General features: G+C 61.7%; 13 protein-coding genes and 1 tRNA gene. All 14 read left to right on the forward strand.

Annotated elements, in window-relative coordinates; translation table 11 throughout:
- Positions 1 to 145, forward strand: a 145-nt coding sequence (locus ACEWQ0_RS00225; protein WP_476481235.1) for an EF-Tu C-terminal domain-related protein, incomplete at its 5' end; no start/stop codon positions are given.
- Between the two features lie 81 nt (positions 146 to 226).
- A tRNA-Trp gene (locus tag ACEWQ0_RS00230) sits at positions 227 to 302 on the forward strand.
- A 21-nt stretch (positions 303 to 323) separates the two neighbouring features.
- Entirely contained in the window at positions 324 to 698 is a 375-nt protein-coding gene (gene secE / locus ACEWQ0_RS00235; protein ID WP_476481224.1) for a preprotein translocase subunit SecE, read from the forward strand.
- Entirely contained in the window at positions 698 to 1,231 is a 534-nt protein-coding gene (nusG, locus tag ACEWQ0_RS00240) for a transcription termination/antitermination protein NusG (protein WP_476481225.1), read from the forward strand. The genes secE and nusG overlap by 1 nt, the downstream gene beginning before the upstream one ends.
- Positions 1,232 to 1,410: 179 nt before the next feature.
- On the forward strand, positions 1,411 to 1,845 hold the full coding sequence (rplK, locus tag ACEWQ0_RS00245; RefSeq protein WP_476481226.1) for a 50S ribosomal protein L11: 435 nt from the start codon (positions 1,411 to 1,413) through the stop codon (positions 1,843 to 1,845).
- Positions 1,845 to 2,537 carry a 50S ribosomal protein L1 gene (gene rplA, locus ACEWQ0_RS00250; protein WP_476481227.1) on the forward strand — a complete coding sequence of 231 codons (693 nt, stop codon included), beginning with the start codon at positions 1,845 to 1,847 and terminating at the stop codon, positions 2,535 to 2,537. Before rplK ends, rplA begins: the two co-directional genes overlap by 1 nt.
- Positions 2,538 to 2,982: 445 nt before the next feature.
- On the forward strand, positions 2,983 to 3,510 hold the full coding sequence (gene rplJ / locus ACEWQ0_RS00255) for a 50S ribosomal protein L10 (protein ID WP_476481228.1): 528 nt from the start codon (positions 2,983 to 2,985) through the stop codon (positions 3,508 to 3,510).
- A gap of 52 nt (positions 3,511 to 3,562) precedes the next feature.
- The gene (gene rplL / locus ACEWQ0_RS00260; RefSeq protein ID WP_476481229.1) at positions 3,563 to 3,946 is read left to right on the forward strand and encodes a 50S ribosomal protein L7/L12; all 384 of its coding nucleotides are present in this window, start codon (positions 3,563 to 3,565) and stop codon (positions 3,944 to 3,946) included.
- A 172-nt stretch (positions 3,947 to 4,118) separates the two neighbouring features.
- Complete coding sequence (rpoB, locus tag ACEWQ0_RS00265) at positions 4,119 to 8,201, forward strand: DNA-directed RNA polymerase subunit beta (protein WP_476484140.1); 4,083 nt, start codon at positions 4,119 to 4,121, stop codon at positions 8,199 to 8,201.
- Positions 8,202 to 8,222: 21 nt separating this feature from the next.
- Positions 8,223 to 12,437, forward strand: a complete 4,215-nt coding sequence (gene rpoC, locus ACEWQ0_RS00270) for a DNA-directed RNA polymerase subunit beta' (protein ID WP_476484141.1) — start codon at positions 8,223 to 8,225, stop codon at positions 12,435 to 12,437.
- Positions 12,438 to 12,647: 210 nt separating this feature from the next.
- Positions 12,648 to 13,022, forward strand: a complete 375-nt coding sequence (gene rpsL / locus ACEWQ0_RS00275) for a 30S ribosomal protein S12 (RefSeq protein WP_476481232.1) — start codon at positions 12,648 to 12,650, stop codon at positions 13,020 to 13,022.
- Between the two features lie 13 nt (positions 13,023 to 13,035).
- The gene (rpsG, locus tag ACEWQ0_RS00280) at positions 13,036 to 13,506 is read left to right on the forward strand and encodes a 30S ribosomal protein S7 (protein ID WP_476481233.1); all 471 of its coding nucleotides are present in this window, start codon (positions 13,036 to 13,038) and stop codon (positions 13,504 to 13,506) included.
- Between the two features lie 27 nt (positions 13,507 to 13,533).
- Positions 13,534 to 15,627: an elongation factor G gene (fusA, locus tag ACEWQ0_RS00285; protein ID WP_476484142.1), complete on the forward strand. Its 2,094-nt coding sequence runs from the start codon at positions 13,534 to 13,536 to the stop codon at positions 15,625 to 15,627.
- A 30-nt stretch (positions 15,628 to 15,657) separates the two neighbouring features.
- A partial coding sequence (locus tag ACEWQ0_RS00290) for a GTP-binding protein (protein WP_476481236.1) occupies positions 15,658 to 15,798 on the forward strand: 141 nt, incomplete at its 3' end.

Here is a 15,798-nt window from a genome sequence, read left to right on the forward strand (position 1 = left end):
CACCGAGATGGTGATGCCCGGCGACAACGTGCAGATGACCGTCAAGCTGATTGCGCCGATCGCCATGGAAGAGGGTCTGCGCTTCGCCATTCGCGAAGGCGGCCGTACCGTGGGTGCCGGCGTGGTGTCGAAAATCATCGAGTGATGAATCGCAGGTCGGTTTTCAGCTTCGGGCCGTCCGCGGTGGTCGGCCCGGGGCTGTAGAATCAGAGCCTGCAACTGAATTAGGCGAGTAGCTCAACTGGCAGAGCAGCGGTCTCCAAAACCGCAGGTTGGGGGTTCGAGTCCCTCCTCGCCTGCCACTGATCAAGCAAGGCAACTCAATGGCTGCTGAAAAGATGTCTGCACGCGACTACCTGCTCTGGCCCGTCGGTCTGCTGATTGTTGCTGCCGGTTTTTACGGTTTTTACCACTTCGCCGGCGACGTGATCACACCGATCCGGGCCGCCGGGTTGCTGGCCGCGATCGTGATCGCGGCCTTTGTGGTTGCGCAGACCACGCGTGGGCGGGACTTCTTTTTCTTCCTGCGCGAGGCGGACGTCGAGCGCCGGAAAGTGGTCTGGCCGACTCGCAGCGAAACTGTGCAGACCACGCTGGTCGTGATCGTGCTGACGGTCGTTGCCTCGATTCTGCTGTTCATCATGGATACCGTGTTTGGCTGGATTGTTCGCCACCTGATCGGCAGTGGGGGCAGTTGATGGCCAAGCAGTGGTATGTGGTGCATGCCTACTCGGGCTTCGAGAAGGTCGTCAAGCGCTCTCTGGAAGAGCGCATCAAGCGCGCCGAGATGGAGGACATGTTCGGTGAGGTGCTGGTCCCCACCGAAGATGTCGTGGAGATGCGCAAGGGCGTGAAGCGACGCAGCGAGCGCAAGTTCTTCCCCGGCTACGTGCTTGTGGAAATGGAAATGAACGATGACACCTGGCACCTGGTCAAGGGCGTGCCCAAGGTGATGGGTTTCATCGGCGGGCGTCAGGATCGGCCAGCGCCGATCAGCGAGGCGGAAGCCGACGCCATTCTGCAGCGTGTGCAGGAGGGTGTCGACAAACCGCGGCCCAAGGTGCTCTTCGAGCCCGGCGAGATGGTACGGGTCATCGAGGGGCCATTCAACGACTTCAGTGGCGTGGTCGAAGAGATCAACTACGAAAAGAGCAGGCTGCGCGTGGCGGTGTCGATTTTCGGTCGGTCCACGCCGGTCGAGCTGGACTTCAATCAGGTGGAGAAGCTGTAACGCGCCGCGTTCCGGCTTTTCCATCCCGGACTCCGATCCGGGATCTCCTTGCAGCCGGCTCCGGGCCGGGTGAAGGAGGATCAAGGAAACCCGGGCTTGCTTGCAGGTCCGGAATTTGAAACCAAACGGGGAGCCGATGGTCGTAAGTGGCCCGGCGCCAGAACCCGAGGAGATACAGAATGGCTAAGAAAGTCACCGGTTACATCAAGCTGCAGGTGCCGGCCGGCCAGGCCAACCCGAGCCCGCCCGTGGGCCCGGCGCTTGGTCAGCACGGCGTCAATATCATGGAGTTCTGCAAGGCGTTCAACGCCGAGACCCAGGACGTCGAGGCCGGGCTGCCGATCCCGGTCGTGATTACCGTTTTCAGCGATCGCAGCTTCAGCTTCGTTACCAAGACGCCGCCGGCGGCGGTGCTTCTGCGCAAGGCGGCGAATATTCAGAAAGGCTCCGGTGAGCCGAACACCAGCAAGGTGGGCACCGTGACCCGGGAGCAGCTGGCAGAGATCGCCAAGATGAAAGAGCCCGATCTGACGGCCGCCGATATCGATGCAGCGGTGCGCACCATTGCCGGTAGCGCCCGCAGCATGGGTCTGAATGTGGAAGGAGTGGAGTGATGGCCAGGTCGAAGCGTCTTCGCGCAATTCGCGAGCAAGTAGAGCCGGGCAAGGTTTACGGCGTAGATGAGGCTCTGGGCCTGCTGAGGTCGCTGAGCAAGGTCAAGTTCACCGAGTCGGTGGATGTGGCGGTTCGACTGGGCGTTGATCCGCGCAAGTCGGACCAGGTGGTTCGCGGCGCGTTGGTGCTGCCGCACGGCACGGGCAAGAGCGTCCGGGTGGCCGTGTTCGCTCAGGGCGAAAATGCCGAGAAGGCCGAGGCCGCGGGCGCCGATATCGTCGGCATGGATGATCTGGCCGAGACCATCCAGGGCGGCACCATCGACTTTGACGTCTGCATTGCCACCCCGGACGCCATGCGGGTGGTCGGCAAGCTGGGCCAGGTGCTGGGGCCGCGAGGGCTCATGCCCAACCCGAAAGTGGGTACGGTGACCACCGATGTCGAGACCGCGGTGCAGAACGCGAAGGCCGGCCAGGTTCAGTTCCGTATCGACAAGGGCGGCATTGTTCATACCACCATCGGCAAGGTTGATTTCGAGGTCGATGCCCTGCGTGAGAATCTGCAGGCGCTGGTCACCGAGCTGGTCCGCTCCAAGCCTGCTGCGGCCAAGGGGCAGTACCTGCGCAGGATCGCGGTTTCGACCACGATGGGCCCCGGGCTGATGGTCGATGCCGGCAGTTTGAGCATTTGAATTGAAAAAGCGTGAAGTGTTCAGCGTGAAGTGTGAAGAAAGGCTCCGCTGGACGCTTCAGGAAAGTTCGAAATCTGGAGTTGTGTTTGTTGTTGAGTGAGGAGTGCGAAGGCGGCTGGAGCCTGGCAGGGCGCGAGAGCGCACACAGACGGCGCTATCTTCACACTTCACACTGAACACTTGACACTCTCTCGAGCGGGCGTTCGCCTCCCCAGGGAGGTGCCCGTCCAAGACCGCGGGTCGAAAGTCGGCGTGAGCCGGCCAAGGTAATGGCTTTTGAAACAGCCGCCCGCGTAGATGGTGTCGCCCGACCTTCCCGGCAACGGGAGGAACGGCCACCAGGGATCACGGTGTAAAAACCGTGGATGGTAACGATCTCTGCAAGAGATTGAAACTGGAAACACCTGCGGAAGGAATGCAGGAATTTCCTCAACGGAGGTAGCCAATGGCGCTCACACTCGAGCAAAAGAAGGCGGTTGTGGCGGAAGTCGCCGATGCGGCGAGGACCGCGCATTCTGCGATTGCTGCCGAGTACCGTGGGCTGACCGTCAGTGAGATGACCGAGCTGCGCAAGAAGGCGCGCGGCGAAGGCGTCTACCTGAAGGTTGCCAAGAACACGCTTGTCAAGCGTGCCGTTGAGGGTACGGACTTCGAATGCATGGCCGAGAGTCTGACCGGTCCGCTGCTGTTTGCGTTTTCCATGGAGGATCCGGGTGCGGCAGCGCGCCTGATCGATGAGTACGCCAAGGATAACGACAAGCTGATCACGCGGCTGGTTGCCATCGGCGCGCAGCTGCACGATCCAGGCGAGATCAAGCGGCTGGCCAAGCTGCCGACGCGCGATCAGGCGATTGCCATGCTGATGGGTGTCATGAAGGCGCCGATCGAGAAGTTTGTTCGTACCCTTGCCGAGCCGCACACCAAGCTGGTTCGCACGGTCGCAGCGGTTCGGGACAGCAAGCAGGCTGCCTGAATCACCTTTTGACTATCAAGACAAGTTTGAATCCTATCTGGAGTAACTGAAAATGGCCGTTTCAAAAGAAGATATTCTCGAAACCATTTCCAACATGAGCGTGATGGAGGTCGTTGACCTCATCGAAGCCATGGAAGAGAAGTTCGATGTCTCTGCCGCTGCACCGGTGGCCGTTGCTGCCGGCGGCGCCGCCGGTGGTGGCGAAGCCGCTGCCGCCGAAGAGCAGACCGAGTTCGACGTGGTTCTCACCAGCTTTGGCGACAACAAGGTGGCCGTCATCAAGGCAGTCCGTGCGATCACGGGCCTGGGCCTGAAGGAAGCCAAGGGCCTGGTCGAGAGCGCACCGGCTCCGGTCAAGGAAGGCGTGGAGAAGGACGAATCGGAAGACATCAAGAAGCAGCTGGAAGAAGCGGGCGCGGCCGTCGAGGTCAAGTAACCATTCCGCAGACTCAGTTGTTTTCTGGAAGCAGGGCTGGGTGCCGAACAGGTGCCCGGCCCGCTCCCGTTTGTACCACGCAAGTGGTCGCTGCCCAGGGATGTAACCGGGTGCCACGGCAGCATTGTATGACAAGTCCCGGCCGACGCAATACCAGGTGGGAAAGAAGCTCATGAGCTACTCCTTCACGGAAAAGAAGCGCATTCGCAAGGATTTCGGCAAGCATCCACAGGTGCTCGAGGTGCCGTTCCTTCTGTCAACCCAGATCGAATCGTACAAGCAGTTCCTGCAGCAAGGTGTCTCACGGACTGATCGTCGGGAGCTGGGGCTGCAGGGGGCGCTCAATTCAGTGTTCCCGATCAGCAGTTACTCCGGCAATGCCGCGCTGGAATACGTCGATTACGAGCTGGGCAGTCCCGAGTTCGACGTCAGCGAATGCAAGCTCAGGGGCATGAGCTATACCGCGCCGCTGCGGGTCAAGGTGCGTTTGATCATCTATGACAAGGACAGTCCCGCCAAGAACAAGCGCGTCAAGGAGGTCAAGGAGCAGGACGTCTATATGGGCGACCTGCCGCTGATGACCGATACCGGTACGTTCATCGTCAACGGCACCGAGCGCGTCATCGTCAACCAGATGCACCGCTCGCCGGGCGTGTTCTACGACCATGACAAGGGCAAGACCCACTCTTCGGGCAAGCTGCTCTACTCGGCGCGGGTGATTCCCTACCGCGGATCGTGGCTGGACTTCGAGTACGACCCCAAGGATTGCATCTTCACGCGTATCGACCGTCGCCGCAAGCTGCCGGTAACGATTCTGTTGCGCGCGTTGGGTATGAATGAAGAAGAAATGCTCGATTACTTCTTCGATAAGACCCGGGTTACCTTGCGCAAGGGCGACGGCAAGATCGATCTGGTGCCGCAGCGCCTGCGCGGCGAGTCGGCGTTGTTCGATATCGTCGATGCTGACGGCAAGGTCATCGTCGAGAAGGACAGGCGAATTACCGCACGCCACGTCAAGCTCATCGAGCAGGCGGGTGTAAAGACACTCGACGTTCCCGATGACTATCTGATTGGCAAGATTCTCGCCCAGGATGTGGTCGACACCGGTTCGGGCGAACTCGTGGCCAAGGCCAATGACGAGGTCACCGAAGAGGTGCTCGAGGCCATGCGCGAGGCCAAGATCAGGCGCTTCAACGTGCTCTACGTCAATGATCTCGACCAGGGTCCCTATATCTCCAACACCTTGCGCATCGATCCCACCAGCAACGAGCTCGAAGCGCTGTGGGAGATCTACAAGATGATGCGCCCGGGTGAGCCGCCGACCAAGGAAGCGGCGCAGAACCTGTTCAACAACCTGTTCTTCACCTCCGATCGGTATGACCTGTCGGCGGTCGGTCGCATGAAGTTCAACCGCCGCGTGGGTCGCAAGGATATCGAGGGCCCGGGTGTCCTTGATCGCGACGACATTCTCGAGGTGCTGCGGGTGCTGATCGATATCCGCAACGGCAACGGCACGGTCGATGACATCGACCACCTGGGTAATCGGCGCGTACGCTCGGTCGGAGAGATGGCAGAGAATGCCTTCCGCATCGGCCTGGTGCGCGTGGAGCGCGTGGTGCGTGAGCGTTTGACCACGGTCGAGAGCGAAGGCTCTTCGCCGCAGGACCTGATCAACGCCAAGCCGGTGGCGGCTGCGGTCAAGGAGTTCTTCGGTTCATCGCAGCTGTCGCAGTTCATGGACCAGAACAATCCGCTTTCGGAAGTGACCCACAAGCGACGCGTTTCTGCACTCGGGCCGGGCGGCCTGACGCGTGAGCGCGCCGGCTTCGAAGTACGTGATGTTCATCCGACGCACTATGGTCGCCTGTGTCCGATCGAGACGCCTGAAGGCCCCAACATCGGCCTGATCAACTCGCTGGCCTGCTATGCACGCACCAACGAGTACGGGTTTCTCGAGACTGCCTACCGTAAAGTCGGCGACAGCCAGGTCTCCGACGAGGTCGAGTATCTGTCGGCCATCGAGGAGGGCGAGTACGTGATTGCCCAGGCCAACGCGGAGCTGGACAAGGACAAGAAATTCATCGATGAGCTCGTCCCGTGCCGCTTCCAGGGCGAGTTCACGCTCAAGCGGCCCGACGAGATCGACTACATGGACGTGTCTCCGCGGCAGATCGTGTCGGTGGCTGCTTCCATCGTTCCGTTTCTGGAGCATGACGATGCCAACCGCGCCCTGATGGGAGCCAACATGCAGCGCCAGGCCGTTCCGACGCTGCGGGTGGACAAGCCGCTGGTCGGTACCGGCATGGAACGTGCCGTGGCTACCGACTCGGGCGTGACCAAGGTTGCAAAGCGGGGTGGCGTGGTCGATCAGGTCGACGCCGGCCGGATTGTGGTTCGCGTCAACGACGACGAGGTAGGCGTCAATGATCCGGGTGTCGATATCTACAGCCTGGTCAAGTACGAGCGCTCCAACCAGAACACCTGCATGAACCAGCGTCCGCTGGTCAAGGTGGGCGACGTGATCCAGGCAGGTGACGTTCTTGCGGACGGGCCATCGACCGATCTGGGCGAACTCGCTCTCGGGCAGAACATGCTGTGTGCCTTCATGCCCTGGAACGGTTACAACTTCGAGGACTCCATCCTGATTTCCGAGCGCGTCGTCGAAGAGAACCGCTTCACTTCGATTCACATCGAAGAGCTGACCTGCGTTGCCCGCGACACCAAGCTGGGTTCCGAAGAGATTTCGGCCGACATTCCCAACGTCGGTGAGTCGACGCTGGCCAAGCTTGACGAGTCGGGCATTGTCTACATCGGCGCCGAGGTCAAGGCCGGCGATATTCTGGTTGGCAAGGTCACGCCCAAGGGCGAGGCTCAGCTGACGCCGGAAGAGAAGCTGCTGCGCGCCATCTTTGGCGAGAAGGCGTCGGACGTCAAGGACACTTCGCTGCGCGTGCCCACGGGCATGGACGGCACCGTGATCGACGTTCAGGTGTTCACCCGGGAAGGCGTGGACAAGGACGCGCGTGCGATTGCCATCGAAAAGCAGGAGATTCGCCAGGTTCGTCAGGACCTGGACGACCAGCTGCGGATCATGGAGGAGGCTATTTTTGCCCGCCTGGAGTCGGTGCTGGTCGGCAAGGTGGCCGACAAGGGCCCCTCCGGTCTGAAGAAGGGCGCAAAGGTCACCAAGACCTATCTTGGCGAACTCAAGCGCGACGACTGGTTCAAGCTGCGCATGCGCAGTGAAGAAGCGCAGGAAACGCTCGAGCGTGCTGCCCGCCAGATCGAAGGACAGCGCAAGGAGTTCGACAAGCGCTTCGAGGAGAAGAAGGAGAAGATCACGCGCGGTGACGAACTGGCACCAGCGGTGCTCAAGATGGTCAAGGTCTATCTGGCCGTCAAGCGCCACATGCAGCCGGGCGACAAGATGGCCGGGCGCCACGGTAACAAGGGCGTGATCTCGACCATCGTTCCGACCGAAGATATGCCATTCATGGAAGACGGCACGCCGGTGGATCTCATTCTCAACCCGCTGGGCGTGCCTTCGAGAATGAATATCGGGCAGGTGCTGGAAACGCATCTGGGGCTGGCCGCTCGCGGCCTGGGCCGCAAGATCGAGGAAATGCTCGAGACCGAACAGAAGACGGAGAAGATCCGCGGCTTCCTGAGCGATATCTACAACTCCGACCGGGACGGTCGCGTGGATATGGCGCAGTTCACCGAAGACGAAGTGCTGGAGATGGCCGGCAATCTCCGTGGTGGTGTACCGATGGCGACCCCGGTGTTCGACGGGGCCAACGAAGACGAGATCAAGAAGCTGCTGCAGATGGGCGACATGCCCGAAACCGGGCAGATGACGCTCTATGACGGCCGTACGGGCAATCCCTTTGATCGTCCCGTCACGGTGGGCTACATGTACATGCTCAAGCTCAACCACCTGGTGGACGACAAGATGCATGCCCGCTCGACCGGCCCGTATTCGCTGGTGACGCAGCAGCCACTGGGCGGCAAGGCCCAGTTCGGCGGGCAGCGCTTCGGCGAGATGGAGGTCTGGGCGCTGGAGGCCTATGGCGCAGCCTACACCCTGCAGGAAATGCTCACCGTCAAGTCCGACGATGTGCAGGGCCGTAACCAGATGTACAAGTCCATCGTCGACGGCAATTATCAGATGACCGCAGGCATGCCGGAGTCCTTCAACGTGCTGGTGAAGGAAATCCGCTCGCTGGGCATCAACATCGAACTCGAAGAGTCCTGATCCCCTTAGAGGAGGCAGCAAGTGCGCGACCTTTTCAATCTGTACAAGCGTCAGAACCAGATTACGGAATTTGACGCGATTCGCATCGGGCTGGCTCCGCCGGAGCTGATCCGATCCTGGTCTTTCGGCGAGGTCAAGAAGCCGGAAACCATCAACTATCGCACCTTCAGGCCGGAGCGCGAGGGGCTTTTCTGCGCCGCCGTCTTCGGGCCGGTCAAGGACTACGAGTGCCTGTGCGGCAAATACAAGCGCATGAAGCACCGCGGGGTCAAGTGCGAGAAGTGCGGCACCGAAGTGACGCTGACCAAGGTGCGCCGCGAGCGCATGGGGCATATCGACCTGGCCTCGCCGGTGGCGCACATCTGGTTCCTGAAGTCACTGCCCAGCCGTATTGGCTTGATACTCGACATGACCCTGCGGGACATCGAGCGCATTCTCTACTTCGAGTCGTACCTGGTGCTCGATCCGGGCATGACCATGCTCGAGCGTGGCCAGCTGCTGACCGACGAAGAGTATCTCGATGCGATGCAGGAATACGGCGATGAGTTCGACGCCCGCATGGGCGCCGAGGCCATCTTCGAGCTGCTCAAGAACATCGACCTCAACGCCGAGCTGGCACAGTTGCGCGAAGAGATTGCAGCAACGCGCTCACAGACCAAGATCAAGCGTCTGTCCAACCGCATCAAGCTGATGGAGGCGTTCATTGATTCGGGCAACCGTCCCGAGTACATGATCCTGACCGTGCTGCCGGTGCTGCCGCCGGATCTGCGTCCACTGGTGCCGCTTGACGGTGGTCGCTTTGCCACCTCGGATCTCAATGATCTCTACCGGCGCGTGATCAACCGCAACAATCGCCTCAAGCGTCTGCTCGAGCTCAACGCGCCCGATATCATCGTGCGCAACGAGAAACGCATGCTGCAGGAGTCGGTTGACGCACTGCTGGACAATGGTCGCCGCGGCCGCGCCATCACGGGCACCAACAAGCGCCCGCTGAAGTCGTTGGCCGACATGATCAAGGGCAAGCAGGGGCGCTTCCGCCAGAACCTGCTGGGCAAGCGCGTGGACTACTCCGGGCGCTCGGTCATTGTGGTCGGTCCCACGCTCAAGCTGCACGAGTGCGGCCTGCCCAAGAAGATGGCGCTGGAGCTGTTCAAGCCGTTCATCTTCTCCAAGCTGCAGCGTCGCGGGCTGGCCATGACCATCAAGGCGGCCAAGAAGCTGGTCGAACGCGAAGAGCCCGAAGTCTGGGATATTCTCGAAGAAGTCATCCGCGAACATCCGGTGCTGCTCAACCGCGCCCCTACGCTCCATCGGCTCGGCATCCAGGCTTTCGAGCCGGTGCTGATCGAGGGCAAGGCCATCCAGCTGCACCCGCTGGTCTGCACCGCTTACAACGCCGACTTCGACGGCGACCAGATGGCCGTTCACGTGCCGCTGTCGCTGGAGGCGCAGCTCGAGTCGCGGGCCCTGATGATGTCATCGAACAACATCCTGTCTCCGGCCAGCGGCGAGCCGATCATCGTGCCCACCCAGGACGTGGTGCTGGGGCTGTACTACATGACGCGCGAGAACGCCGGCGCCAAGGGGGAGGGCATGTACTTCTCGAGCGTTGGCGAGGTCAGTCGTGCCTACTCCAATCACAAGGTGGAGCTGCAAGCGGCGGTCACCGTCCGCGTTCGCGAAGTGGAGATTGACGAGGAGGGCAACGAAACCGAAGTCCAGAATCGCTATCAGACCACGGTCGGGCGCGCGCTGCTGCGCGAGATTCTGCCGATGGGCCTGCCCTTCGAGCTGGTCAATCAGGTGCTCAAGAAAAAGCAGGTCTCGAAGCTGATCGACGAGTGCTACCGCAAGTTGGGTCTGAAAAAGACCGTGATCTTTGCCGACCAGCTGATGTACACCGGTTTTGCCTACTCAACGCGCGCCGGGGTCTCGATCTGCCTCGATGATCTCCAGGTGCCGCCGGAGAAGAAGGCCATTCTCGAGCGTGCTGAAAAGGAAGTGCTCGATATTCAGGACCAGTACGCCTCCGGCGTGGTGACGTCCGGCGAGCGCTACAACAAGGTGGTCGACATCTGGTCGCGCACCAACGAGGAAGTCGCCCGAGCGATGATGAAGCGCATCGGCAAGCGTCAGCGTGTCGACAGCGACGGTGATGAGGTCGAGGAAGACTCGATGAACTCGATCTATATCATGGCGGACTCCGGCGCCCGTGGTTCGGCGGCCCAGATTCGGCAGCTTGCCGGCATGCGCGGCCTGATGGCCAAGCCCGATGGCTCGATCATCGAGACACCGATCACGGCCAACTTCCGCGAAGGCCTCAACGTGCTTCAGTACTTCATCTCGACCCACGGTGCCCGCAAGGGGCTGGCCGATACGGCGCTCAAGACCGCCAACTCCGGCTATCTGACCCGTCGCCTGGTCGACGTGGCCCAGGACCTGGTGGTCATCGAGGAGGACTGTGGTACCGAACGTGGCCTGGAAATGCTGCCGATCGTGGAGGGCGGCGACGTCGTCGAGCCGCTGCGTCAGCGCGTGCTCGGGCGGGTGGTCGCCGAAGACATCTACCCGGCGGACAGCGACGAGGTGCTCTGCCCGCGCGGTACGCTTCTCGATGAAGAATGGGTCGAGATCCTGGAAACCAACGGCGTCGACCGCGTGCTGGTGCGTTCAGCGATCACCTGCGAGACGCGTCACGGTATCTGCGCCGCCTGCTATGGTCGGGATCTGGCGCGCGGCTCGATGGTCAATCAGGGCGAGGCCGTGGGTGTGATTGCAGCGCAGTCCATCGGCGAGCCGGGCACCCAGCTGACCATGCGCACGTTCCACATTGGTGGTGCCGCCTCAAGAGCGGTCGCCGTGGACCACATCGAGGTCAAGTCGGCGGGTACCGTGCGGCTCTACAACCTCAAATCGGTGGAGAACGTCGACGGCAAGCTGGTCGCGGTTTCGCGCTCGGGCGAGCTGTCGCTGATTGACAGCCACGGGCGCGAGCGTGAGCGCTACAAGATCCCCTACGGTGCATTGCTGCACATCAAGGAAGGCGACAGCGTCGATGTCGGGCAGCGGGTTGCCAACTGGGACCCCCACACCCATCCCGTCGTCGTGGAGCTCGCCGGCGTGGCCAGCTTCCACGACTTCATTGCCGGCGTCACCGTCGAGGAGGAGGTCGATGAGATTACCGGCCTGACCTCGATGGTCGTCACCGACCCGAAGAAGCGCGGCTCGGAAGGCCGGGATCTGCGGCCGATGATCCGCCTGCTCGATGCCAAGGGCAAGGTCCTCAATATCCCGGGTACCGAACAGCCAGCGCAGTATTACCTGCCGGCGGGTGCGGTCATCAACTGTAGCGACGGCCAGGAGCTCAAGGTCGGGGACGTTGTGGCGCGAATTCCGCAGGCGTCTTCCAAGACCCGTGACATCACCGGTGGTCTGCCGCGGGTAGCCGACCTGTTCGAGGCCCGCAAGCCCAAGGAGGGCGCGATCCTTGCCGAAGCTACCGGGGTGGTCAGCTATGGCAAGGAAACCAAGGGCAAGCAGCGCCTGGTGATCACCGACGAGAATGGTGACACGCACGAGGAGCTGATTCCCAAGTGGCGCCAGGTGCTGGTATTTGAAGGCGAGCACATGGCCAAGGGCGAGACCGTGGTCGATGGTGAGCCCAACCCGCACGACATCCTGCGCTTGCTGGGCGTGGAGAGGCTGGCCGATTATCTGGTTCAGGAGATCCAGGACGTCTATCGTCTGCAGGGTGTGGGTATCAACGACAAGCACATCGAGGTCGTGATTCGCCAGATGTTGCGCAAGGCCGAGATCATCGATCCCGGCGACAGTGCGTTCCTCAGGGGCGAGCAGGTCGAGGCCACGCGAGCCATCGAGGAGGCCGAGCGTCTGGAGCAGGCCGGCAAGATTCCGCCAAAGTACCAGATTGTTCTGCTGGGTATCACCAAGGCCTCGCTGGCGACCGAGTCCTTCATCTCTGCGGCCTCCTTCCAGGAAACCACGCGCGTGCTCACCGAGGCCGCGGTCCGCGGCACGGTCGACAATCTGCGCGGCCTGAAGGAGAACGTGATTGTCGGGCGTCTGATCCCGGCTGGAACCGGTCGGGTCGCAGCCCGGCGCCGCAAGGAGCGGCGCCACGATGAGGCCGATGCCGAGCTGGCCGCGATGCTGCGCGCTTCGGAGGCGGAGGAGTCCAGGGCCGAGGAGTCGGCCGGCGGCGACGCCGAGGAGTGACGGAGGAGCCGTGGCGGCGCCGGTCTTCGGTGCCGCCATGGTGCTCTTCCGGGCGGGTCAGTTCTGTGCTCTGGGCTGCCGATTGTCAGGAAAGTTGCGCGCTGTTGCCAATACCCCTTGACAGCGAGCGGCGCGCCCCTTAATATTCCCGTTCTTCGACAGGCCGACTTCAACGGCCTGTCGTTTATTTTCTTGTGATAGCAAAATACTATGGCGACGATCAATCAATTGGTCCGCAAACCAAGGCGGCCCCAGGAAACGACTTCAAACGTGCCGGCGCTCGAGGCCTCACCTCAGAAGCGCGGCGTGTGCACCCGAGTGTACACCACCACGCCGAAGAAGCCGAACTCGGCCCTTCGCAAGGTCGCGCGTGTGCGCCTGACCAACGGCTACGAGGTGAGTAGCTACATCGGTGGTGAGGGGCACAACCTTCAGGAGCACTCGGTGGTGCTGATTCGTGGCGGCCGTGTCAAGGACCTTCCCGGTGTGCGTTATCACACCGTGCGCGGCAGCCTTGATACCGCCGGCGTCTCCGATCGTCGCCAGGGTCGCTCCAAGTATGGCGCCAAGCGCCCCAAGAACTGACGGAAGCAGATCAATGTCCCGCAAGCATTCGAATTTTGAGCGCGAAATCCTGCCGGATCCCCGGTTTGGCAGCGAGATGATCGCTCGTTTCATCAATATGGTGATGGTTGACGGCAAGAAGTCCGTCGCTGAGCGTATCGTCTACGGCGCCATCGACGCGATCGAGGCTCGGGGCAATGCCGAGCCGCTCGCCGGTGTCGAACAGGCGCTGGATCACGTCGCGCCGGCAGTCGAGGTCAAGTCGCGTCGCGTCGGCGGGGCCACCTATCAGGTGCCCGTCGAAGTTCGGCCGAAGCGGCAGCAGGCCCTGGCCATGCGCTGGGTCATCGACGCCGCTCGCAAGCGGGGCGAGAACAGCATGCCGCTGCGCCTGGCTGGAGAGCTCCTCGACGCCATGGAAGAGCGTGGTGCAGCCGTGAGAAGGCGCGAGGATGTTCATCGGATGGCCGAGGCCAACAAGGCGTTCGCCCACTACCGCTGGTAAGTAGCAAAGCAACCGAGGTTTCTAACAGTGTCACGCAAAACATCCATCGAGCGCTATCGGAATATCGGCATCATGGCGCACATTGATGCCGGCAAGACCACGACGACCGAGCGCATCCTGTTCTATACCGGCGTCTCCCACAAGGTTGGTGAGACCCATGAAGGCAGTGCCGTCATGGACTGGATGGATCAGGAGCAGGAGCGTGGCATCACGATCACGTCTGCGGCCACGACCTGCTTCTGGAGAGGCATGGATCGGGGCTGGCCGGAGTACCGGATCAACATCATCGATACCCCGGGGCACGTCGACTTCACCATCGAGGTGGAGCGTTCGCTGCGGGTGCTTGATGGTGCCGTGGCGGTATTTTGCGCGGTCGGGGGCGTCGAGCCGCAGTCGGAGACCGTCTGGCGCCAGGCGACCAAGTATTCGGTGCCGCGCATGGCGTTCGTCAACAAGATGGACCGGACCGGGGCGAATTTCCAGCGCGTGGTCGAGCAGATCCAGGAGCGTCTCGGTGGTCACCCCGTTCCGATTCAGCTGCCGATTGGCGCCGAAGAGGAGTTCGAGGGCGTGGTTGATCTGGTTCGCATGCGCGCCATCTACTGGGACAGCGACAACATGGGCACCACCTACGAGTCCCGTGATGTTCCCGCCGAGCTTATGGCAGAGGCCGAGGCGGCGCATGAGCAGCTGGTCGAGACGGCCGCCGAGGCTTCCGAAGAGATGATGGAGAAGTACCTCGAGAGCGGCGAGCTCAGCACCAAGGAGATCGTCGCCGGCCTGCGTCAGCAGACGCTGGCCAACGAGATCGTGCCGGTTCTCTGTGGTACGGCCTTCAAGAACAAGGGTGTGCAGGCGCTGCTCGACGCCATCGTGGAGTACATGCCGTCGCCGACCGAGGTCAAGGACATTCGCGGCGTCAACGAAAACGAAGAAGAAGAGCGTCGCGCCTCCGACGACGAGGCCCCGTTTGCGGCCCTGGCCTTCAAGATCGCGACCGACCCGTTCGTGGGCTCGCTGACCTTCTTCCGCGTCTACTCCGGCGTGGTCAAGGCCGGTGACAGCGTCTTGAATCCGGTCAAGGGCAAGAAGGAGCGCGTCGGGCGTCTGTTGCAGATGCACTCCAACTCGCGCGAGGAAATCAAGGAAGTTCGCGCCGGCGACATCGCTGCCGCCGTGGGTCTCAAGGACGTCACTACCGGGGATACGCTGTGTGACCCCGCAGACGTGATCACGCTCGAGCGCATGGAGTTTCCCGATCCCGTGATCGCCGTGGCGGTCGAGCCCAAGTCCAAGGCGGACCAGGAGAAGATGGGGGTTGCCCTCGGCAAGCTGGCCCAGGAAGACCCGTCGTTCCAGGTGCGTACCGACGAGGAGTCCGGTCAGACCATCATTTCCGGCATGGGTGAGCTTCATCTCGACATTATCGTCGACCGTCTCAAGCGCGAGTTCAAGGTCGAGGCCAATGTCGGCAAGCCGCAGGTGGCCTACCGCGAGACCATTCGTCAGGCGGTCGACGCCGAAGGCAAGTTCGTGCGCCAGTCGGGCGGTCGCGGGCAGTATGGTCACGTCAAGATCAAGCTGGAGCCCATGGGCGAAGGCGGCGGCTACGAGTTCGTCAACAAGATCGTCGGCGGCGTCGTGCCCAAGGACTACATCGGTTCGGTCGACAAGGGTATTGAAGAAGCGCTTCAGAACGGCGTGCTTGCCGGCTATGAAATGGTCGACATTCGAGCCACGCTTTATGATGGCTCCTACCATGAGGTCGACTCCAGCGAGATGGCGTTCAAGATCGCCGGTTCGATGGCGTTCAAGGATGGCGCGGTTCGTGCCAAGCCGGTAATTCTCGAGCCCGTGATGCGGGTCGAGGTGGTGACGCCGGAAGAATACATGGGCGACGTGATGGGTGACTTGAATCGTCGTCGCGGCATGGTCGAGGGCATGGAAGATGCTCCGGCCGGCAAGATCATTCGCGCCAATGTGCCGCTTTCGGAAATGTTTGGTTATGCCACCGATCTGCGCTCCATGAGCCAGGGTCGCGCAAACTACGTGATGGAGTTTCTCCAGTACGAAGAGGCGCCCAGCAGCGTGGCCGAAAGCATCATCAAGAAGAGCGCCTGAGCGCAACGTATCTGAAGAGGATTTGCAGCTATGTCCAAGGCAAAGTTTGAACGCACCAAGCCGCACGTCAACGTGGGCACGATCGGTCACGTTGACCACGGCAAGACGACGCTGACGGCGGCGCTGACGAAGGTGAGCGCTGAAGCGCGTGGTGGTGAGGCTCGCGCCTAC

This window comes from Wenzhouxiangella sp. YN9 (assembly GCF_056324165.1).

Bases quoted from the DNA above. Each gene is read 5' to 3' on its own strand.
- secE (WP_476481224.1), top strand. From the start codon at position 324: ATGGCTGCTGAAAAGATGTCTGCACGCGACTACCTGCTCTGGCCCGTC.
- nusG (WP_476481225.1), top strand. From the start codon at position 698: ATGGCCAAGCAGTGGTATGTGGTGCATGCCTACTCGGGCTTCGAGAAG.
- rplK (WP_476481226.1), top strand. From the start codon at position 1,411: ATGGCTAAGAAAGTCACCGGTTACATCAAGCTGCAGGTGCCGGCCGGC.
- rplA (WP_476481227.1), top strand. From the start codon at position 1,845: ATGGCCAGGTCGAAGCGTCTTCGCGCAATTCGCGAGCAAGTAGAGCCG.
- rplJ (WP_476481228.1), top strand. From the start codon at position 2,983: ATGGCGCTCACACTCGAGCAAAAGAAGGCGGTTGTGGCGGAAGTCGCC.
- rplL (WP_476481229.1), top strand. From the start codon at position 3,563: ATGGCCGTTTCAAAAGAAGATATTCTCGAAACCATTTCCAACATGAGC.
- rpoB (WP_476484140.1), top strand. From the start codon at position 4,119: ATGAGCTACTCCTTCACGGAAAAGAAGCGCATTCGCAAGGATTTCGGC.
- rpsL (WP_476481232.1), top strand. From the start codon at position 12,648: ATGGCGACGATCAATCAATTGGTCCGCAAACCAAGGCGGCCCCAGGAA.
- rpsG (WP_476481233.1), top strand. From the start codon at position 13,036: ATGTCCCGCAAGCATTCGAATTTTGAGCGCGAAATCCTGCCGGATCCC.